Genomic DNA, 19,201 nt, shown 5'->3' with positions numbered 1-19,201 from the left:
CCGGTCGTTCCCGCTGTCTCGGCCGCGTTCCGATGCGATCATGGAGCCGTTCGGGGCGGCAGATCGGCGACGACCGGAGGCGGTTCATGGCGGCTCGGCGGGTGGCGCGGGCTGCGGCTGCGCCGCTGAGCGCCTGGGGCTTCGTCGTCCGGTTCGGCATCGTCAGCTTGCTGGCCGATTTCGTGTACGAAGGGGCGCGGTCGATCACCGGACCGCTCCTCGGGTCGCTGGGGGCGTCCGGGTTCGTCGTGGGCGTGGTGACCGGGGTGGGTGAGGCGGCCGCGCTGGTGCTGCGTCTGGTGTCCGGCCCGCTCACCGACCGGACCAGACGGTTCTGGGGGTGGACCATCTCGGGGTATGCGCTCACCGTGGTCAGCGTCCCGCTGCTGGGTGTGGCGGGGGTGTTGTGGGTTGCGGCCGCCTTGGTGATCGCGGAACGGGTCGGCAAGGCGGTGCGCAGCCCGGCCAAGGACACGTTGCTCTCACATGCGACCGCGGTCACCGGGCGTGGTCGGGGCTTCGCCGTCCACGAGGCGCTCGATCAGGTCGGCGCGGTCGCCGGGCCGCTGACCGTCGCGGCGATTCTCGCCGCCACCGGCGACGGTTTCACTCCCGCCCTCACGATGCTCGCGATACCGGGTGCGGCGACGCTGCTGTTGTTGGTGCGCATCCGCATTCGCGTCCCCGATCCGGCGCGATACGAACCGGCCGCGGCACCTCGGTCCGGAATCGCGAGAGTTCCCCTGCCCCGCCGGTTTTGGCTGTATTGCCTGTTCACCGCCGTCTCGATGGTCGGCGCGACCACCTACGGCGTGCTGTCGCTGCATATGGTGGCGGCCGGGGTGTTCACGACGGCGACGGTGCCGGTGGTCTATGCCGCGGCCATGGCCGCCGACGCCCTGGCCGCGCTCGCATCCGGCTGGCTGTATGACCGCGTAGGCGCGAAAACGCTCCTCGTTCTACCGGTTTCGACGGCGCTGGTGCCGGTCTTCGGTTTCGCGGGTGGCGTGGGCGCTGTGCTGGCGGGTGCACTGCTGTGGGGTGCGACGGTCGGTGTACAGGAATCCACGCTGCGCGCCGTGGTGGCCGATCTGGTTCCGGCCGATCGCCGCGCCACCGCCTACGGCATCTACGCCGCCGTCCTCGGCGCCGCCACCGCCGCCGGCGGCGCGATCACCGGATTCCTCTCCGACACATCGTATTCGGCATTGATCGCCACCGTCGTCGTGGTCGAGTGCGCGGCCGTGGTCGTCCTGTCCGCCCTCGCCGCCCGCCGCCGCCCAGCGGCGGGCCGGTGACAGAACACGCTGGCTCACTGCGGTATTCGAGCGCAGATATACCTAACACTGTTCAAACGTGTGACTTGCCACAATGTCTCGACGGCGGTCATCTTCGCCACACTTGATAATCCGCCCCTGAACTGCAAACTCATACCGGGCCGCAAAAGTCAATATAGGTCTCGCTCAGTGGCATCCGCCCTGAAGTTTGAAACATCGCCCGTTATGTTGTGCCGATGTTGAGAGCGAGGCTCGGTATCCGAACCCGCATCCTGGCCATCGCCGTGATTCCGAGCTTGACGTTGCTCGGAATCGGTGTGGGCACAGCGGGTTATCTGGTACGGGAGGGGCAGCACGCCAAGGACTGGGCATCGATCCTGGGCAATGCCAATGTGCACACTCGCGAGATGATCGCCGCGGTCGAACAGGAACGGATGCTGTCGCTGTGGCATCTGGCCGGTGAGCACGGCGACCCCGCCGCTCTCGGCGCGGCGCGCACGCGAGTGGACAACGCCCTACAGGCCCTGGCCGCCACCGAGAACAAACTGATGACCAGCGGTTCGAATCCGATGGGTGACGACACCGGCGGATTCGAAACCCTCAAGAAGCAACTTCCGGCCATTCGCGGCGGGATCGACGCGGGCGCGCTGCCGATTCCCGAAACCTACGCCATCTACAACCGCATTCTGGATGCCGTCGTCGTCGGCACCAATCTCACCATCCCGACCGCGCCCGACGCCGCGGTCGCCCAGCAGCTCGCCGGCGGTCTGCGCACGCTGCACGCGATGGAGGGCATGTCGCGCAGCGCCGCCCTGACCGCGGCCGAACTCAACGGCCAGATCCTGGCCGGGCAGATGCGCGACGACTATCGTAACCTGGTCGGCTACTACCGCACCGAACTCCCCCAGCTCGCCGCGGATCTCACCGGGCCCCCTGCGGACAAGATCAAGACCGTCATCGCCTCCCCGGCCTGGCAGCAGCTGGCCGCGATGGAGGACTACCTCATCCATCCGCCGGCGCCCAGCAAGAATGGCGAATTGCCGCCGCCACCGATGAGTTTCGCCGATTGGCGCACCTCGGCCGAACAACTCGGCGACCAGCTGCTCGCCGCCTGGCAGTATCAGAACGACCACGCCAACCAGACCGCCGTCGACGACGGCGACCGCACCGCGACCAACTCGCTGTGGGCCGGCGCCGGCGTGCTGGCGATCGCGATCATCGCCTTCCTGCTCTCGCTGTGGCTGGCCAACCGATTGATCGGGCGGCTCAAGCGGCTGCGCACCGAAACCCTCGCGCTGGCCGAGGTGCGTCTGCCCGAAACGATGCGCCGCCTGAGCGAGGGCGAGAACGTCGATCCCGAGATCGAGGCGGCCCGGCTGGACTTCGGTCACGACGAGATCGGTTCGGTGGCCAACGCGTTCAACCGCGCCCACACCGCGGCCGTCGCCGCCGCGGTCACCGAGGCGCGCACCCGTGAGGGTGTGCGCGCGGTATTCCTCAACATCGCGCACCGCAGCCAGATCGTGGTGCACCGCCAGCTCGAGATTCTCGACGAAGCCGAACAGCGCCAGGAGGATCCGGCGCTGCTCGAGACCTTCTTCCGGCTCGACCACCTGGCCACTCGCGAACGCCGCAACGCCGAGAATCTGATCATCCTCGGCGGCGGCGAACCCGGCCGGCAGTGGCGGCGCCCGGTGCCGCTGGTCGAGCTGGTACGCAGTGCGATCGGTGAAACCCTCGACTACGCGCGGGTTCGCGCGCATCGGATGCCGCAGGTGTTCATCGTCGGCAACGTGGTCGCCGACCTCATCCACCTGCTCGCCGAGCTGGTCGACAACGCCACCTCGTTCTCCCCGCCGCAATCGCGGGTCGAGGTGAGCAGCAACGTGGTCGGCAAGGGCGTGGCGATCGAGATCAGCGATCAGGGCATGGGCATGCCCGCCGACGAACTCGAACGCGCCAACGAGATGCTGCGCAACCCACCGGATTTCGGTGTGGCCACACTGTCGGCCAATTCGCGCCTGGGCCTGTTCGTGGTCGCCCAGCTGGGTGCTCGCCACGGCATCACCGTGCGGCTGTCGGAATCCGACTACGGCGGCATCCGCGCCATCGTGCTGGTGCCGACCGCCGTCGTCGCCGCCGATGCGCCGCTGGCCGACCATCTGCCCGAACGCTTCGCCGGCCGCCGTCCCGAGCCCGCGATGACCGGTGAGATGCCGGCCATCCCCGCGGCCGAAACGACCTCGGCCGCAACGTCGCTGGCGACCCTGTCGCCGCCGCAACCGCAGGCCTGGTCCGATTACCCGCGCACCGACAGCGCGCCACGCACCGACGACCGGAGCTGGGCCGACACCCCGGCCCGGCGCGAGGCTCCGCCGCGCCACGAGCTGCCCGCGACGCCCACCGACCAACCGGCCCGTCGCAGTCCGCAGCGCCCGTCCTACACTGGCAGCGATGCTCGCCCACCGTTGCCCCGCCGTCGCCGACAGGCCAGTCTGGCACCGGAATTGGCGCACGACCCCCAACCCGACGCTGCGTCCCCGCAGCGGCCGCGCTCGGCGGAACAGGCACGAGACCTGATGTCCGCCATCGAGAACGGAACCAGGCAGGGGCGGCGATCGCAGCCCGGCCCCACCCCGGACGAACAGGAAGGCGAAGGTGACTTCTTCCAACGCAGGTGATCTGAACTGGCTGCTCGACGATCTGGTCGATCGCCTGGCCGGGGTGCGCTACGCGGTGGTGCATTCCACCGACGGGCTGCTGCTGGGCCGATCCACGTCGATGAGCCGCGAGGACGCCGAACACTTCGGCGCCATGTCGGCCACGCTGTACGGGCTGGCGCGCAGCGCCGGAAACCGGTTCGACGGGGGCGGCGTACGCCAGGCCGTCATCGAACTCGACCGTGCGGTACTGTTCGTCACCGCGGCCGGTGACAACGCATGTATCGCATTGCAGGCCAACGAGAACGCGAATCTGGGTATGGTGGCCTACGAAATGAATCTGACCGTGCAGCGAGTCGGTGGTTACCTGTCCACCGATCCGCGTAACGGTCTGGCCGAGCACGTGGAGCATAGATTGTCATGACGCGCTTCGGTCAACCGTGGTTCGACGATGCGGCCGGCCCTCTGGTCCGACCGTACGCCGTGACGCGGGGCCGCACCATGGGGGCGGGACACGATCTGGACATGCTCACCCTGGTGGTGACCGTGTCACCGGGTCCGCCGCTGCGGCGCGTCGAACCCGAATACGCGGAAATCGTTCGGCTGTGCCGGACTCCGCAATCGGTAGCCGAAGTCTCGGCGAGACTCAAGCTACCGTTGGCGGTGACCAAGATCCTCGTCGGTGATCTCATCGGCGAGGGTTTGCTGAATTTCCGGGCCCCCGCCCGGACCGACACCGATACCGGCGGGACCGGCGAACTGAACATTTTGCGAGCAGTACTCGATGGAATCCGAAAGCTGTAGAACACCGTGCCTGATATTTCGTCCTCGGCCGACCTGGCTGCCTCGGTCAAAATCCTCGTAGCCGGCGGTTTCGGCGTCGGGAAGACCACCATGGTGTCCTCGATCAGCGAGATCACGCCGCTGCGCACCGAGGAATTGATCACCGAATTGTCCACCGGCATCGACGATCTGTCGGGCGTGGAGGGCAAGACCACCACCACCGTGGCGCTGGACTTCGGTCGCATCACCATCGACCAGAACCTGGTGCTGTACCTGTTCGGCACACCCGGCCAGGACAGATTCTGGTTCCTGTGGGACGAATTGGCGCGCGGCGCTCTCGGCGCGGTGGTCATCGCCGACACCCGCCGGCTCGAGAACTCCTTCGCCGCCATCGATTTCTTCGAACGGCGCGGACTCTCGTTCGCGGTCGCGGTGAACTGCTTCGACAACGCCCCGGTCTACACCACCGAGGAGGTGCGCGACGCGCTCGATCTCGACGCCCACATTCCCGTGGTGCTCTGCGATGCGCGCGACCGCAGCTCCTGCAAGACGGTGCTGATGACGCTGGTCGAACATCTCATCGCGCGAGCCACCAGCTCGGTGGCCTGAGCGTTCCGAGCGTCGGATCGGCGCGGCCGCTCAGCGGGCGGCCGCGACCGGATCCAGCTCGGCGAAGCTGCCGATCCACCGATGCGGCGGCTGCGGCGCATTCGGCTCCCCGGCACGGGTGACGCCGACCGCTTGCCAGCCCGCGGCCACCGCGGCATCCAACTCGTCGGGATGGTCGGACAGGAACAGGATCTCCGCCGCCGGCACGCCGATCGCCGCCGCGATGCGGCGGTAGGACTGCTCCTCGCGCTTCGGCCCGGCATTGGCCAGGTCGAACCAGCCGCTGATCAGCGACGCCAGCTCGCCCCCGCGCGCATACGCGAACCAATCCTGTTGATTGCGTACCGAACCCGACGAATACACCCACAGGGTGAGTCCGGCGCCGTGCCAGGCACGCAGCGCCACGGGTGCGTCGGGGAAGAACTCGCCGAACAGGGCGCCCTCCCGGAATCCCCGTGCGCAGATCACCCCCTGCGCGGTCTTCAGCGGCGCCGCCTTGACGTCGGAATCGAGCCAGCCGCACAAGATGCCGGCGATCTCGTCGAGACCGGCGTCGGGCCGCCCGGCCAGGTCACGGGTCTGCTCGATCACGGTCTTCGCGGTGCCGTCGGAGTCCTCCGCCAGCCACTGCGGCAGTCGGCGGCGGGTGTAGCCGTACAGATCTTCGCGGACCGAGCTGGTGGGGCTGGTGGTGCCCTCGATATCCACGACGACCGCCCGGATCGGCCGTGCCCGGCTGTCGTCTCGATGCTCGTCGCTCATGCGGCGACGAGCTCGTCCAGCGTCGGAAAGCCCTGTGCGATGGGATCGCCGGTGAAATCGCCGATCCAGCCGTCGGCCTCTTCGAAGAACCGGATCGCCACGAAGTCCGGCCGGGTTCCCATATCGAACCAGTGTCGCGTCCCCGCGGGCACCGACACCAGATCACCGCCCTCGCACACGACCGCGACCACCTCCGGTTCCAGGTGCAGATAGAAGCAGCCGCGACCGGAGACGAAGAAGCGCACCTCGTCCTCGGCGTGGCGATGCTCGGACAGGAACTTCTGCCGCGCCGCGCGCGCCTGTTCGGGCCACTGCGGATCGCTGTCGTCGGGATGCAACCGGGCCAGATCGATGTGGCGGTAGCGGCCGTCGGCGTTGAGATCGCCGATGCGATCCCGGTAGTGGCCGAGGATCTCCTCGGACGCGATGTCGGCGGTCACGGCCTGAGCGGGCCAGCGGTCGAAAACGATTCCGCGCGTGGCGAGCTCGGCCGCGATGCGGTCCGGGTCGGTGGTGTGCAGGCGCGCGTCGGCCGGATCGGTATCGGCCGCGATATGCAACAGGGTCATTGCGGTTGCTCCTCGAGAATGCGATCGGTGGAGATGTCGCGGCGCCCGGTGAGCGACACCAGTTCGCACAGGGCTTCCAGGCATTCCGCGCGGTCGCGGGCCTGCGCGAGATCGGCGCCCCAGGCGGTGATGCCGTGCCCGGCGATGAACAGCACCGGCGGGGCCGCCGGATGTGCACGCAGATACCGGTCGATCTCCGCGCCGATCAGCGACACGTCGGCGTGGTTGGGAAATACCGGAATGTCGATGGTGTCGCCGGAGCGCAGACCCTTGATCAGTTCGAAACCGGTGAACCGCATCGGGTTCGGGGCGCCGACGGAGGCCGCGGTCGCTCGCGGTGAATGTACGTGCACCACCGCCGCGGCCTCGGTCGTGCGGTAGATCGCGGTGTGGATCGCGGTCTCCGCGGAGGGACGGCGGTCTCCGGCGATCGGTTCGGAGTTCTCGATCCGCACCCGGACCATATCCGCGGCGGTCAACTCGCCTTTGGACAGGCCGCTGCCGGTGACAACCGCGGTGGAATCCGGGGCCGTATTCGATGCCACGCCGGAAGCGCCGTCACGGACGGAGATGTTGCCGGCGGTGCCCGGCATCCAGCCGCGGGCGTAGAGGTCGCGCGCCAGGGTCGCGATCGCGGCGGCGTTCGGCGAATCGGCGGGGTCCTGGGCACCGGAATCGGCGGCGCGGGGATCGGGGGGCACGATCGCCTGCGCCGCAAGCGGATTCGCCTCGTCGATCAGGCCGTTCTCGGTGACCACGGCCGTCACCAGTTCGGGCGGTGTGACGTCGAAGGCCGGGTTGAAGACCGCGGTGCCCTCGGGGGCGGCCGCGTAGTCACCGACGTGGGTGATCTCGGCCGACCCGCGCTGTTCGACGACGATGCCGGCGCCGGTCGCGGTCGCCGCGTCGCGCGTGGATTCGGGGGCCACCACGATGAACGGGATGCCGTGATGGCGAGCGGCCAGTGCCAGTCCGTATGTGCCGATCTTGTTGGCCACCGAGCCGTCGGCGGTGATGCGGTCCGCTCCGACGATCACGCAGTCCACCTGCCCGGTCGCCATCGCCCAAGCGGCGGCGGAGTCGACCGTGAGCCGATGCGGAATGCCGGCCTCGGCCAGTTCCCAGGTGGTCAGGCGCGCGCCCTGCAGCAGCGGGCGGGTTTCGTCGACCAGGACGCTGTCGATCACGCCGCGCGCGTGCAGCACCCGCAGCGCTCCGATCGCCGTGCCGAACGCGGTGGTGGCCAGGCGGCCGGTGTTGCAGTGGGTGAGCATCCGCAGGGGACGGTCCGGGCACAGCCGTTGCACCAGGTCGGCGGCGTGTTCGGCGGCGGCCCGGTTGACCCGGCCGTCTTCGGCGAGCAGAGCCTGCGCCTCCGCGAGCACCCCCGCCGCGCCGCCGTCGTCGAATTTCGCCAGGGCTCGTCGCACGCCCCAGGACAGATTCACCGCGGTGGGTCGGGCGGCCTCGATCCGGACGGCCTCGGCTCGGACCTGTTCGGGATCGCCGGGATGGGCGAGCGCGGCGAGGGCGACTCCGAAAGCGCCGGTCACGCCGATCGCGGGGGCGCCGCGCACGGCCAGGGTCGCGATCGCGTCGATCACCTGGTCGACCGTCGTCAGCCGCAGCGTGCGCACCTCGTGCGGCAGCGCGCGCTGATCGATCGTCACCACGGCACCGTCGACCCACGTGATCGAACTTTCACCCATTCCGCGCACAACCCTCACCACTCGACCCTGCTACCCCTCAAACGGTAGCGAATCAGAGGCCATCGGCCCGCACCAGGTTTACCCTCGCCCGGATCCGATCCCCTGGCTGCCGGCGGCGGTCGTGAGCACGCCCGACAACGGCAGTGTGTGCAAACGTGCACCGCGTGCACGGCGGCAGGGGGTCCGACTCCGCTGTGGCGCTCGTCGCGAACCGTCGCCATCCGGAATGTGCGTGCAGCGAGTGGCCGTGTGTACCCGTCGGTGCGCACCGCAGTGACGGCGTCGGCAACCGCCCGGCGCGGACCGCAGTGACAACGTCTGCGGGACACCTCGGCGGTACGCGCCGGCGGCGCGACCCAGTGCTGCCGGCACGCCGATCTCGCCGGGCGCACTCGTCGGCCCCGGGTGATGCAGTCGGCGGCATCACGGTCGACCGGCCCCGAACCTCCCGTCCGCCGACCTCGCTCGAAGATGCTGCCGGTCAGTGTTTTCCGTCGCCGTATGGGCGAAATGTCGTGCCGTTACCGCAGTTCCGGAGCGGTTTTCCACAGTCGGCGTGTCATCCACAACAATCGGTGGACAAGCGTGAACAGCGGTTGTTCCACATCGCCGAAGCTGCCGCGGTTCCAAGACCTCAAGCGCGTCCGAATGCGAGTGTGACGTTGTGTCCTCCGAAGCCGAAGGAATTGCTCAACGCCTGTGAGATTCGCTGTGGACGAGCGATCCCGTGCACGATGTCGAGTTCCACGCCGGGGTCCGGATTGTCGAAATTCAGTGTGGGAGGCACGGTCTGGTCGCGCAGTGTGCACAGGGTGAGGATGGCCTCGAGCGCACCCACCGCACCGATGGAATGGCCGAGCGCGGATTTCGGCGCGTACACCGAGGCGTGCTCGGCCACGGCCGCAATGGCATTGGCCTCCGAGGCATCACCGATCGGTGTCGAGGTGGCGTGCGCGTCGATGTGGTCGATATCGGCAGCGGTCAGCTCCGCGGTGGCGATGGCCTTGCGCATCGCCCGGGCCGCGCCCGCGCCGTCGGGGTCGGTGCCGGTGATGTGGTAGCCGTCGGAAGTGATTCCCGCGCCGAGAATTCGGCCGTGCACGGTGGCCCCGCGGGCCCGGGCGAACTCCTCCGATTCCAGAACCAGCAGCGCCCCCGCCTCTCCGAAGACGAACCCGTCGCGATCGCGGTCGAACGGCCGTGAGGCCAGGCCGGGTTCGTCGTTGCGGGTACTCATCGCCCGCATCATGGCGAAGCTGGCGATCGGGATCGCTTCGATATATCCCTCCACGCCACCGGCGATCACCACGTCGGCCTCCCCCGTGCGAATCAGCCGCCACGCGTGCGCGATCGCTTCGGCACCCGACGAACACGCCGAGGTCGGCGCGTAAACGCCTGCCTTCGCGCCGAATTCGAGCCCCACCCGGGCGGCCGGCCCGTTCGGCATCACCATCGGCACCGTCAGCGGCGGCACCTTGCGATATCCGCCCTCGCGCATCGCGTCGACCGCCGTGAGAAAGGCATCGCCGCCGCCGAGTCCGGTGCCGACGGCCACCGCCAGGCGTTCGGCGTCGACCTCCGGTGTCCCCGCCTCCGACCAGACCTGGCGGCCCAGTACCAGCGCCAGCTGCTGCACATAGGAGTGCCGGCGCTGTTCGATGCGGGTCAGGTGAGCGCCCGGATGTTCGGTAAGCCGCCCGCCGATCCGCACGGGCAGGTCGTACCGCGTCACGAACTCGTCGGTGAGCGGGCCGATCCCGCTCTTGCCCGCCAGCAGTGCCGACCAGGTGCTGTCGAGGTCGGGGCCGAGGCAGGTGGTGGCGGCCATGGCGGTGACGACGACGCTCCGCGACGTTTGTGTAGCAGTCGTTACACTCATGCGGATATGAATACCCGTAGCGACCGCTACAGTCAACATGTGCCTCGACCACTCGACCAGGCCCGGCGCGCGGAGCTGCTCGCCGGGGTGATCGCCTATATCGGCGAATACGGGTTGACCGAACTGTCGCTGCGTCCGCTGGCGGAATATCTCGGAACCAGCTCGCGCATGTTGATCCACTATTTCGGGACCAAGGAGCAGATGCTGATCGCGGCGCTCGAGACCCAGCGCCCCGATATCGCGGGCATGTTCGCCGACGTTCCCGATCTGCCGGCCCTGCGCCGCCGCCTCATCGAATCGTTCAGCGTCAACATCACGACCGAATGGGTGTCCAGCACGCGGGTGCTGTTGCAGGTGATGGGGGTGGCCGCGGTGCCCGGCAGCCCGTTCCGTTCCTACGGCGAGGACGCCGTGCACGTGCTGGTTACCGCACTCACCGATGTGCTGAGAAGCTTCGACCCCACCGTCGCCGATCCGGAATCGACCGCCACTCTGCTCGTTTCGGGCGTGCGTGGGTTGCTGCAGGATCGGTTCGTCACCGGCGACACCGCCCGCGTGTCACGTGCGGCGCGGTTATTGATCACCCAATCGCTCACACTGCCCGAACCCGGCGCCGGCCGATGAGCGGGCCCGCGGTATCGCTGATGGAACAAGTTTCAGTATTGTTGCCGCCATGGCTTTCGTGATCGATGACACCGTGGAGATCGACGCACCCGCCGAGGTGGTGTGGAAGGTGCTGAGCGACCTGGGCAGCTACGGTGAATGGAACCCGTTCGTCGCCGAATGCCGCAGCACGCTCGAACCCGGCGACCCGATCGAGATGCATGTGCGGCTGGGTTCGCCGAAGCCGCGCAAGCAGGTCGAATACGTCCGAACCCACACCCCCGGAACCGAATTCAGCTACAGCATGAAACCGGTACCGCTGGGCATCCTGCACAGCCTGCGCTCGCACACCGTGACGCCGCTCGACAACGGGCGTACCCGGTACCGGTCGCATTTCGAACTGGGCGGCCTGCTGGGGCCGGTTGTGACGCTGGCGCTCGGCAAGGCGCTGCATTCCGGTTTCGGCGGCATGACCGCGGCGGTCAAGCAGCGCGCGGAATCGCTGCGCTGAGCATCGATGCGCGCAGCGTCGCGGGCGGTCGACTTCTGGGGCCGGGCGCTCAGGCCTCGAACGGGATCGTGTTGCCCGCGGCGTCACGGTTGCCGCGACCGGCGTCGATCGCGCTGACGAGTTCGGAGACGTCGATCCAGGTGCGGGCGGGTTCGCCATCGAGATTGCCGATGTGATACCAGGTTTCGGTATCCCGATAGCGAACCAGTCCCCTGCCCTGCTCGTCGACGGTGACATCGAGTTCGCCGGACACCGTCCCTTCCTCGTCGGTCATGACGGCGGCCTTCCCGGTGATTTCGATGATGTCGCCTATGTGAACTCTCCTCGGTGGAGGCAGTCGTCGACCGCGGTGCGCAATGCGGTCTGTTCCGCCGTGTCGATGGTCAAACCGTATTTTACCTTGATGCGAATGTAGCGCTGAACGTACTCGCACCGGAACACGCCGGGTGGCAGATAATTCGCCGCATCCTGGTCACCCTTGGACCGGTTGGCCGACGGGTCGGAGGCGACCAGATTGATCGCGTCGTTGGCGATATTGCGGCGCGTATCGGTATCGGCGGATTGCGCGCCGGAACGCCAGGCCTCGGCCAGCGGGACGATATGTTCGGCGTCGACTCCGGCGGGGTCGGTGATCCATTTGTAGGGCTTGAGTTTTCCGGTCTTGGCGTCGAGTACGCCGTAGCGGTCGCGCCAGCCGCCGTCCTTGCCGAGAGTCAGTTTGCAGGTCGCGGCGTCGAGGGTCACCGATCCGGTGGCATCGCGCAGCATCATCACATCGCGGGTGGTGCATTTGGCGTACTGGGCGTATTTGTCGCCGAATCCGTGTTCGGGAGTGTTCTGATCCCAATGCGGGAATTGTTCGCGGCTGTACCCGGTCATCGGCGCTTCCGTTGCGACCACGAGTTTGCCCAGCAGGGCGTTGACTTCTTTACCGGAAAAGGTCGCGGCGGCAGCGGAATCGGGTTTCGGATCGTTCTTCTTGCCGGTGTCGTCGATGAAGCTGTACACCACGGCCAGCACTACGGCGAGGAGGACGGGCGCCACGATCGCGGCCAACCGGCGCATACCGGGAGAGGATATCTTCACCACCGCGCCCCGATCGTGTCGCCGGTCGCGCACCGGGGGCCGCGGAATGCCCGGGGCCGGAAAGCGGTGCCTTCGAGCGCAGTCCGAGCAAACTTCCGGACGGTGGGGTTCTGATCAACTTGCCGGCCGCATTCGTGCCGTTCACCATATGTACTTCTCATCGCGCATACAGAGTGTCAACCGGCACCGGCAAACCGCAAGTGCACCAGTTGCTTCCGTAGCCGCTTCGATATGGAGTCCAGGCCGGAGAGAACTGTCCGGCAGGGCGCGGCGGGCTCTGCCGGACAGGCTTGTTCAGCTGTTGAGCTTGTTCAGCCGCTCGCAGGCCTCGAGGTATTCCTCCATCAGGCGCTGCATGACGTCGGAGGTCCGCTCGACCTTGTTCATCATGCCGACGACCTGGCCGACGGGGTTGAAGTTGACGTCCTTGGCCGCCTCGGGATAGCGGTGGCCGCGCTTGACGCCGTCGAGGGCGACCATCATCTGCAGCGGCATGCCCAGCGGATCCGGGGTGTCCGACCGCTCCCACGCCTCGGTCCAGTCGTTGCGCAGCATGCGGGCCGGCTTACCCGTCCACGCCCGCGACCGGACGGTGTCGTGGCTGGTGGCATCGATGTAGGTCTGCATCTGCGCGGGCGGCACATTGGCCTCCTCGACGGTCAGCCAGATCGAACCGGTCCACGCACCCGCGGCGCCCATCGCCATGGCGGCGGCGACCTGGCGGCCGTTGCCGATACCACCGGCGGCGAGCACCGGCAGATCGCCGACGGCGTCGATCACCTGCGGCCACAGCACGAGAGAGGAGATCTCACCGCAGTGGCCGCCGCCCTCGGTGCCCTGGCAGACCACGAAGTCCAGGCCGGCGCGCTTGTGGTTGAGCGCATGCTTGACCGAGCCGCACAGTGCGCCGATCAAACGGCCGGAGTCCTGGACCTTCTTGATGATGTCGTCGGGCGGGGTGCCTAGCGCGTTGGCCACCAGCTTCGCCTTGGGGTGTTTCAGGATGACGTCGACCTGCGGACCGGCCGTGGTGGCGGTCCAGCCCAGCAGCTGCTCGTGATGTTCGTCCTCGGGCAGCTTCGGGACGCCGTGGTCGGCGAGGATCTTCTCGGCGAAATCCCGGTGGCCCTGCGGAACCAGTTTGGCCAGTTCGGCTTCCAGCTGCGCGGGGCTCAGCCCATCGATGCCCTTGCCCTCGTACTTGGACGGGATGACGAGGTCGACGCCGTACACGCCGTGCACATGTTCATCGAGCCAGGCCAGCTCGACCTCCAGCTCCTCGGCGGTGAAACCGACCGCCCCCAGGACGCCGAGCCCGCCGGCGTTGCTCACCGCGGCGGCCACGTCGCGGCAATGGGTGAAAGCGAAGATGGGGACATCGATGCCCAGTCGTTCGCAGATCTCGGTATGCATGGCGGGGTGACTCCTCTGGTCTTCCGGCGCTGGAACTTCGCCACAACACTAGAACACGTTTCATATTCAGACTAGTGACTCATCGGTCAGGAATCGAGAGCTGAGCCGAAAATGCCGGTCGACGGCGGTTACACGCCGTTGTCGAGGAGGGGGTCATCGACCCGTTTTCGTCATTCAGTGTGGGCAACATGTTCTAGTTGGTGGTTGATCGACCGCTATGTCGAGTCTGCGCCATCCAGACGCGCGGCAACCTTTGCCGACCGGCCGGTTCCGCCTGCGCCGCCCGGAGACGTGGAATGCTCGTGCCATGGATGTGATCGGGCCGGGGGTGTGCCGGTGACCTACGAATCGGAATTGGATCCGGCCGCGGTGGAGATCGGCGGGTTCTTCCCGCACCCTCCGGCACTGGTGTGGCGGGCGCTGACCGAACCGGATCTGGTCGAACGCTGGCTGATGCGGTCGATCGGGCTCGAACCGGTGGTGGGCACACATTTCATCTTCGCCGTCCCGACCGAGCCGAGCACGGAGATCGCGTGTGAGGTGCTGGCGGCCCGCGCGGGTGAGCAACTGACCTACACCTGGATCGACCTGCGGGCGAAGTTTCCCGCCCGGTGGGTGGTCGACTGGGTGCTCGAGGCGCAGGGGCGTGGGACGCGAGTGTTGTTGACGCAGACCGGTTTCGACATCGGCGATCGGCGGCAGAAGATGGCCCGCAACGCGATGGAGCGGGGATGGCGGGGCACCTTGAACCGGCTGCACGAGGTGCTCGACGAGGTCGAATCCTGACCCGGTCGAATTGTGTGCTCTGCCGGGTGAACGCTCAGCGCCGCGGCGGCGCGGGCTCCATGTGCACCACCTTGGTGGTGGTCATCTCGTCGAGAAGTTCGGGGCCGTAACCGAATCCGGTGCCGGACGTGCCGCGCGGTTGTGCCGCGCCGCCGGGTGCGCCACCGAAGACCGAGTTGATCTTCACCGTGCCCACCGGCAGTGTGCGCCAGGCCTGTTGCATATGTTCCATCGAGTCGGTCAGGACCGTCGCCGCCAAGCCGTAGTCGTCGCGGCATGCCGCATCGAGGCCCGTCGCGAAATCCGCGACCACCTGGACGGGTGCGATCGGCCCGAAGGTCTCCTCGCGGACGACGCGCATTCCGGGGCGGCAGTCGGTGAGCACCGTCGCCGGATAGGTCGTGCCGGGTCCCTCGGGAATGTGCCCGCCGACCAGCGCTTTCGCGCCCGCTGAGAGCGCCTCCCGCACGTGCGCGTGCACCTGCGTACGCAACCGCTCGTCGACCAGCGGTTGCGGATCGAGATTCCACCGCCGCGCCTGTTCGCACAGTGCCGAAACGAACTGCTCGGCGACATCGCGATGCACGTAGATCCGCTCGACGGAGACGCAGATCTGCCCGGCGTTGGCGAAGGCGCCCAGTGCGGCCTGCTCGGCGGCCCATACCGGGTCCACATCGGCGTCGACGATCAGCGGATCGTTGCCACCGTTCTCCAACAGCACTTTCGCGCCCGTGCGCGCACCGGCCGTGGCGATGGTGCGCCCGGTGGCGGTGCCGCCGACGTGGGCCACCACATCCACGCCGGGCAGCCCGGCCAGTGCCGCGCCCACCCGTCCGTCGCCGCGCACGGTCTGCAATACGCCGTCGGGGCAGTGCGTCTCGAGCAGTCGCCCGAACAGCTCACCGGTTCGGGGGCACCGTTCACTGGGCTTGTGCACCACCGCGTTTCCGGTGGCGAGCGCGGCACCGACCAGCCCCGCCGCGATGGCGACCGGATCGTTCCACGGTGTCAGGGCGACCACCACGCCGCGCGGCTGCGCGATCATGAAATCCGTTGCGTCCCAACTGCCCTGCAGAGTGTGGCCGCGATGGACCTGCCCCAGCTCGGCGTACTGGTCGAGCGTGCCGGCGCCGGCCAGCACCCCCTCCCGGCCCGAGGCCGCCGGGCGGCCGGTCTCGGCTTCGAGGGTGGCGGCGAGCTCGTCCGCGTGCTCGCGCAACGCGGCAGCCCCGGCGCGCAGCGCCTCGGCTCGGCTCGCCGCGGGCGTGCGGGCCCAGCTCGACTGTGCGGTGTGCGCGGCGTCCACGATGGTCATCAGGTCCAGGTTTCCCGTCACCGACTCGGCCTCGATGCGGGTCGCGTTGTCGATCTCGGTCATGGGCGTGGAGTACCCCGGCGTTCTCCGGCAAACTTCTCGGCACCGGGGTGTTGCCCAATGCCTCGGCCACCTCGGTCATCACCTGCCGCACGGCGCTGTTGCGACGACGCTGCGAATTCGGGCATTCGGTGGCCGCCAAGCCGGCGGCGGATTCCGCCCTTGGCCACATAGTCGAATCGCATCTCCTTCCCCGAGACCCGGACCTGTTCGCGCAACAGCGTGGCCACGCTGCGGGTGCCGTTCTCCTCGGCGTATTCCTCACCGCCGATGCGGAAGACGCCGCGGTCGAGCAGGCCGATCGCGACGGCCTCCACGCGGCGCCGATCCGAGCCGGAACGCCGCAGCTCGGCGCCGACCTGCTCGCGCAGGCTCGGTAGCTGTGCCGCCACCCCGAGCATGCGGTCGACTTCTCCTCGTCGCGTTCTCGCCGCCACTGTTCGTGATACAGGTACTGCCGCCGCCCCGCCGCGTCCACCCCGACCGCTTGAATGTGCCCGTGGGCGTGCGGGCAGATCCACACCTTCCGCCAGGCCGGCGGGATCACCAGGTCGTCGATGCGTTGCATCGCTTCGGGATCGGTGACCGCGACGCCGTTCTCGTCGACATAAGCGAAGCCCTTGCCCCGCCGGACCCGGCCTATTCCGGCACCGTAGGGCGTGCTGCGCCGCAACCGCATCACGACACTCCTCTCGTCCCGCGCATCGCGCGATACCCGCGCGGGACGCGATCATGCGAGTTCGGTGGAACCGCGGTCGCCGCCGCGGGGCGCCGGTGGCTCTTGTTCGAGCGTGCGGACGAGAGCCGCGGCGAGCAGAGCGACCGTCCGATCGTCGTCATTCATCAAGGGCCGCAACGTATTCAGTGCGAGGGAGCCGGGCAGCTCGGCCAGCGCCTGGGTGAGCCGGAGCCGCACCGGTGAACCCGGCGGGTGCGCGGCCAGCTCGCCGGCCAGTGCATTCAGAATGTGATCGGCCCATTTCGCGTCCCGGGCCAGCGATCCCAGGAGTTCGGCCGCCTCGACATCGTTCGGGCCCTCGATCACGGTGGCGACGAGTTCCGGAACCGCTCGGGTCTCCCCGCGCGCGCCGAGGGCGAGGGCGGAGATCCTGCGGACGGTCGGGTCCGCGTCGGTGAGCGCGTCCAGCAGCACCGCGCCGGCCTCCTCCCCGGGTATCTCGGCGAGTGCCGAGGCCGCCCGCCGCCGGACCTCGACATCGGCGGAGTCCAGGCCGGAGGCCACGTGCAGCACGCCCTCCGCTCCGGCCCGGGCGAGCGCCCACCGCAGCGCTCCGGCGACATAGGGATCGGATTCGGTGAGCACCGCCTCGGCGAGCAGTTCGGCCGGCATCTCCTCGGCCGGGGCGAGGACGGCCTGCTGCCGCCGGGCGGCATCGGACGACCCCAGTCCACGCAGGAGCTCGACGATGCGCAGCGCGTCCTGCCAGCCGGAGGGTTCGGCCGCCTCGACCGCACGCAGCCGTTCGAGCAGCTCCCGGTCCCGGCTCAGCCGCTCTTCGGTCGCCCGCACGAGGTCGCCGACCAGTGCGGACGGTGTGAAGCCGGGGTCGTCGAGGGCGCGCCCGATCTGAGTCAGGGACAAGCCCAGCGACCGCAGACCCTCGACATGGAAGATCCGACGGATGTCCTCGACGGAATATTCGCGATAGCCGCCGACGGTGCGGCCGGTCGGCCGCACCAGCCCCAGGGAGTCGTAGTGCCGGAGCATGCGGGCGCTCACTCCCGAGTAACGGGCCACCTCGCCGATCAGCACGCGGTCGACTCCTCCCGGTCCGGTCCGAGCGCACGAACCCGTCTGGCCTGGTCGATCGCGAGGTCGAAACCGGCGTCCGGATCGTGCAGCAGGACTTCGGTGGCGCGCGCGTGTGCCCGCACCACCGGATCCGGGTTCGTCATCGCCGACCGCAGGACCGGCTCGACGAGCTCGCCCAAGGCGACCAGGGCGCGGCTCAGACTCAGCCGCACCTCGCGGTCACCGCGGCCGAACTGGGTCGCCAACGTCTGCGCCAGTACGTCCTTGTCGGCGTCGGGCACCAGGACGACGGCGGCCCGCCACGCACTGCGCGCGACGTCGTCGTCGGCGTCCTGCAACAACGACCGCGTGATCGCGGGCCAGGCGCTGCGGTCCCCGATCTTGGACAGGGTATGCAGCGCCTGGCTGCGTGCCTGGGGACGGTCCGAACCCAGTTGCGCACGCAGCTTCGGAACCGTCACCGCAGCCGGAAACCGGGTGAGCGCCCAGGTGAGCATGTCGCGCACGAAGAAGTCCGGCTCGATCGCGCACCGCTCGACCAGCGCATCGACGGCGTCGGCCGCGGGACGGGTGCCGAGCGCGAGCGCCGCCTCGAGCCGTGTCGACGAGTTGTCCGCCGCCAGCGCGTCGCGTAGTCGCATGTTCTGTGGGTTCCTGTGTGTCGAAGTCATCGGGACCACCTCCGGCAGTCAAGTGAAGACCTTGTCACGATGGCAAGGTCAAGTACACGCACCGGACCGAGAGAAGAAGAGGCAACAGACCATGAGCGGACGCACGCCCAGCCAGTGGGAAGAGATCACTGCGGCCGATCCGGCACATTCGACGTGGTACGTGGAGCGCTTCCGGGCGATGGCGGCCGAGGGCGCGGACATCGTGGGCGAAGCGCGCCTGATCGATGCGATGGTCGGGCGCGGTAGCCGGATTCTGGACGCCGGATGCGGGCCGGGGCGGCTGGGCGGCTACCTGTATCGCGCCGGACATGTCGTGGTCGGAGTCGACGTCGACCCGGTGTTGATCGCCGCGGCGGAACAGGACCATCCCGGTCCGACCTGGCTGGTCGGTGACCTCGCCGAACTGGATCTGCCCCGTCGCGGGATCGAAGCCGGCTTCGATGTGATCGTGTGCGCGGGCAACGTGATGACGTTCCTGGCGCCCTCCACCCGAGGCGCGGTGCTGTCCGGTTTCGCTCGCCATCTGGCGCCGGCCGGGCGAGTGGTGGTCGGGTTCGGCGCCGACCGCGGTTACGACTTCCCGCAATTCCTGGCCGACGCCGAAGACGCCGGACTCCGGGTGGATCTGCGGCTTTCGACGTGGGATCTGCGCCCGTTCACCGACGACTCCGGCTTTCTGGTGGCGGTGTTCTCGCGCGCGGAGTGAGACCGAGCCTGCCCGGTTCGCGACGCAC

The 19,201-nt window shown here is 68.5% G+C and carries 19 protein-coding genes and 1 pseudogene; 9 read left to right on the top strand and 11 right to left on the bottom strand.

Annotated features, from left to right (window positions below; genetic code table 11):
- Positions 1–86 precede the first annotated feature (86 nt).
- The 5 genes from ACPCUW_RS14655 (at position 87) to ACPCUW_RS14635 (ending at position 5,329) form a co-directional block, all read left to right on the top strand.
- On the top strand, positions 87–1,298 hold the full coding sequence (locus ACPCUW_RS14655) for an MFS transporter (protein WP_423425349.1): 1,212 nt from the start codon (positions 87–89) through the stop codon (positions 1,296–1,298).
- A 215-nt stretch (positions 1,299–1,513) separates the two neighbouring features.
- Positions 1,514–3,958 (top strand): sensor histidine kinase, encoded by a 2,445-nt coding sequence (locus tag ACPCUW_RS14650; protein ID WP_063014804.1) that lies wholly within the window; start codon positions 1,514–1,516, stop codon positions 3,956–3,958.
- Positions 3,936–4,361 carry a roadblock/LC7 domain-containing protein gene (locus tag ACPCUW_RS14645; RefSeq protein WP_030514365.1) on the top strand — a complete coding sequence of 142 codons (426 nt, stop codon included), beginning with the start codon at positions 3,936–3,938 and terminating at the stop codon, positions 4,359–4,361. Before ACPCUW_RS14650 ends, ACPCUW_RS14645 begins: the two co-directional genes overlap by 23 nt.
- Positions 4,358–4,741, top strand: coding sequence for a DUF742 domain-containing protein (locus ACPCUW_RS14640; protein WP_030514366.1), 384 nt, complete (start codon positions 4,358–4,360; stop codon positions 4,739–4,741). Before ACPCUW_RS14645 ends, ACPCUW_RS14640 begins: the two co-directional genes overlap by 4 nt.
- Before the next feature lie 6 nt (positions 4,742–4,747).
- Positions 4,748–5,329, top strand: coding sequence for a GTP-binding protein (locus ACPCUW_RS14635; RefSeq protein ID WP_030514367.1), 582 nt, complete (start codon positions 4,748–4,750; stop codon positions 5,327–5,329).
- 30 nt (positions 5,330–5,359) lie between these two features.
- Here ACPCUW_RS14635 and mtnC read toward each other — a convergent pair whose 3' ends face one another.
- The 4 genes from mtnC to ACPCUW_RS14615 form a co-directional block, all read right to left on the bottom strand.
- Positions 5,360–6,091, bottom strand: a complete 732-nt coding sequence (gene mtnC, locus ACPCUW_RS14630; RefSeq protein WP_423425345.1) for an acireductone synthase — start codon at positions 6,089–6,091, stop codon at positions 5,360–5,362.
- Entirely contained in the window at positions 6,088–6,660 is a 573-nt protein-coding gene (locus tag ACPCUW_RS14625; RefSeq protein WP_423425343.1) for a 1,2-dihydroxy-3-keto-5-methylthiopentene dioxygenase, read from the bottom strand. Before ACPCUW_RS14625 ends, mtnC begins: the two co-directional genes overlap by 4 nt.
- On the bottom strand, positions 6,657–8,369 hold the full coding sequence (mtnA, locus tag ACPCUW_RS14620) for an S-methyl-5-thioribose-1-phosphate isomerase (protein WP_423425341.1): 1,713 nt from the start codon (positions 8,367–8,369) through the stop codon (positions 6,657–6,659). Before mtnA ends, ACPCUW_RS14625 begins: the two co-directional genes overlap by 4 nt.
- Before the next feature lie 634 nt (positions 8,370–9,003).
- Positions 9,004–10,248 carry a KasA/KasB family beta-ketoacyl-ACP synthase gene (locus tag ACPCUW_RS14615; protein WP_423425339.1) on the bottom strand — a complete coding sequence of 415 codons (1,245 nt, stop codon included), beginning with the start codon at positions 10,246–10,248 and terminating at the stop codon, positions 9,004–9,006.
- A gap of 39 nt (positions 10,249–10,287) precedes the next feature.
- Here ACPCUW_RS14615 and ACPCUW_RS14610 point away from each other — a divergent pair, with 39 nt between their 5' ends.
- Positions 10,288–10,872 carry a TetR/AcrR family transcriptional regulator gene (locus tag ACPCUW_RS14610; protein ID WP_063014853.1) on the top strand — a complete coding sequence of 195 codons (585 nt, stop codon included), beginning with the start codon at positions 10,288–10,290 and terminating at the stop codon, positions 10,870–10,872.
- 49 nt (positions 10,873–10,921) lie between these two features.
- Positions 10,922–11,362 (top strand): SRPBCC family protein, encoded by a 441-nt coding sequence (locus tag ACPCUW_RS14605; RefSeq protein WP_423425337.1) that lies wholly within the window; start codon positions 10,922–10,924, stop codon positions 11,360–11,362.
- Between the two features lie 49 nt (positions 11,363–11,411).
- Here ACPCUW_RS14605 and ACPCUW_RS14600 read toward each other — a convergent pair whose 3' ends face one another.
- The 3 genes from ACPCUW_RS14600 to ACPCUW_RS14590 all read right to left on the bottom strand — a co-directional run bounded on the left by ACPCUW_RS14600 (position 11,412) and on the right by ACPCUW_RS14590 (position 13,861).
- Positions 11,412–11,636, bottom strand: a complete 225-nt coding sequence (locus ACPCUW_RS14600; protein ID WP_423425335.1) for a hypothetical protein — start codon at positions 11,634–11,636, stop codon at positions 11,412–11,414.
- A gap of 35 nt (positions 11,637–11,671) precedes the next feature.
- Positions 11,672–12,427: an HNH endonuclease family protein gene (locus ACPCUW_RS14595; protein WP_030514375.1), complete on the bottom strand. Its 756-nt coding sequence runs from the start codon at positions 12,425–12,427 to the stop codon at positions 11,672–11,674.
- Between the two features lie 315 nt (positions 12,428–12,742).
- Complete coding sequence (locus ACPCUW_RS14590; protein WP_030514376.1) at positions 12,743–13,861, bottom strand: NAD(P)H-dependent flavin oxidoreductase; 1,119 nt, start codon at positions 13,859–13,861, stop codon at positions 12,743–12,745.
- A 336-nt stretch (positions 13,862–14,197) separates the two neighbouring features.
- Between ACPCUW_RS14590 and ACPCUW_RS14585 the strand changes: the two genes are divergently transcribed.
- Positions 14,198–14,647 carry an SRPBCC family protein gene (locus tag ACPCUW_RS14585; protein WP_423425332.1) on the top strand — a complete coding sequence of 150 codons (450 nt, stop codon included), beginning with the start codon at positions 14,198–14,200 and terminating at the stop codon, positions 14,645–14,647.
- A 34-nt stretch (positions 14,648–14,681) separates the two neighbouring features.
- Here ACPCUW_RS14585 and ACPCUW_RS14580 read toward each other — a convergent pair whose 3' ends face one another.
- The 4 genes and pseudogenes from ACPCUW_RS14580 to ACPCUW_RS14565 all read right to left on the bottom strand — a co-directional run bounded on the left by ACPCUW_RS14580 (position 14,682) and on the right by ACPCUW_RS14565 (position 18,467).
- Positions 14,682–16,025, bottom strand: a complete 1,344-nt coding sequence (locus ACPCUW_RS14580) for an aldehyde dehydrogenase family protein (protein ID WP_423425330.1) — start codon at positions 16,023–16,025, stop codon at positions 14,682–14,684.
- A gap of 140 nt (positions 16,026–16,165) precedes the next feature.
- A pseudogene (locus ACPCUW_RS14575) lies at positions 16,166–16,701 on the bottom strand (DNA topoisomerase IB); the annotation flags it as partial.
- Positions 16,702–16,752: 51 nt separating this feature from the next.
- The gene (locus ACPCUW_RS14570; protein ID WP_423425328.1) at positions 16,753–17,796 is read right to left on the bottom strand and encodes a MerR family transcriptional regulator; all 1,044 of its coding nucleotides are present in this window, start codon (positions 17,794–17,796) and stop codon (positions 16,753–16,755) included.
- The gene (locus tag ACPCUW_RS14565; protein ID WP_423425326.1) at positions 17,790–18,467 is read right to left on the bottom strand and encodes a HEAT repeat domain-containing protein; all 678 of its coding nucleotides are present in this window, start codon (positions 18,465–18,467) and stop codon (positions 17,790–17,792) included. The genes ACPCUW_RS14570 and ACPCUW_RS14565 overlap by 7 nt, the downstream gene beginning before the upstream one ends.
- Positions 18,468–18,558: 91 nt before the next feature.
- On the opposite strand from ACPCUW_RS14565, the gene ACPCUW_RS14560 reads away from it, so the two are divergent.
- Complete coding sequence (locus ACPCUW_RS14560; RefSeq protein ID WP_063014786.1) at positions 18,559–19,173, top strand: class I SAM-dependent methyltransferase; 615 nt, start codon at positions 18,559–18,561, stop codon at positions 19,171–19,173.
- The last annotated feature ends 28 nt before the right edge of the window (positions 19,174–19,201 follow it).

It is taken from the genome of Nocardia sp. AB354 (assembly GCF_049538315.1).
In the GTDB taxonomy this organism is placed as follows: domain Bacteria; phylum Actinomycetota; class Actinomycetes; order Mycobacteriales; family Mycobacteriaceae; genus Nocardia; species Nocardia nova.
This window is presented reverse-complemented; position numbering and strand designations above follow the sequence as displayed.

Coding starts and splice junctions, on each gene's coding strand:
- ACPCUW_RS14655 (WP_423425349.1), top strand. CDS start 87: ATGGCGGCTCGGCGGGTGGCGCGGGCTGCGGCTGCGCCGCTGAGCGCC.
- ACPCUW_RS14650 (WP_063014804.1), top strand. CDS start 1,514: ATGTTGAGAGCGAGGCTCGGTATCCGAACCCGCATCCTGGCCATCGCC.
- ACPCUW_RS14640 (WP_030514366.1), top strand. CDS start 4,358: ATGACGCGCTTCGGTCAACCGTGGTTCGACGATGCGGCCGGCCCTCTG.
- mtnC (WP_423425345.1), bottom strand. CDS start 6,091: ATGAGCGACGAGCATCGAGACGACAGCCGGGCACGGCCGATCCGGGCG.
- ACPCUW_RS14625 (WP_423425343.1), bottom strand. CDS start 6,660: ATGACCCTGTTGCATATCGCGGCCGATACCGATCCGGCCGACGCGCGC.
- mtnA (WP_423425341.1), bottom strand. CDS start 8,369: ATGGGTGAAAGTTCGATCACGTGGGTCGACGGTGCCGTGGTGACGATC.
- ACPCUW_RS14615 (WP_423425339.1), bottom strand. CDS start 10,248: ATGAGTGTAACGACTGCTACACAAACGTCGCGGAGCGTCGTCGTCACC.
- ACPCUW_RS14605 (WP_423425337.1), top strand. CDS start 10,922: ATGGCTTTCGTGATCGATGACACCGTGGAGATCGACGCACCCGCCGAG.
- ACPCUW_RS14600 (WP_423425335.1), bottom strand. CDS start 11,636: ATGACCGACGAGGAAGGGACGGTGTCCGGCGAACTCGATGTCACCGTC.
- ACPCUW_RS14595 (WP_030514375.1), bottom strand. CDS start 12,427: ATGCGCCGGTTGGCCGCGATCGTGGCGCCCGTCCTCCTCGCCGTAGTG.
- ACPCUW_RS14590 (WP_030514376.1), bottom strand. CDS start 13,861: ATGCATACCGAGATCTGCGAACGACTGGGCATCGATGTCCCCATCTTC.
- ACPCUW_RS14580 (WP_423425330.1), bottom strand. CDS start 16,025: ATGACCGAGATCGACAACGCGACCCGCATCGAGGCCGAGTCGGTGACG.
- ACPCUW_RS14565 (WP_423425326.1), bottom strand. CDS start 18,467: ATGACTTCGACACACAGGAACCCACAGAACATGCGACTACGCGACGCG.
- ACPCUW_RS14560 (WP_063014786.1), top strand. CDS start 18,559: ATGAGCGGACGCACGCCCAGCCAGTGGGAAGAGATCACTGCGGCCGAT.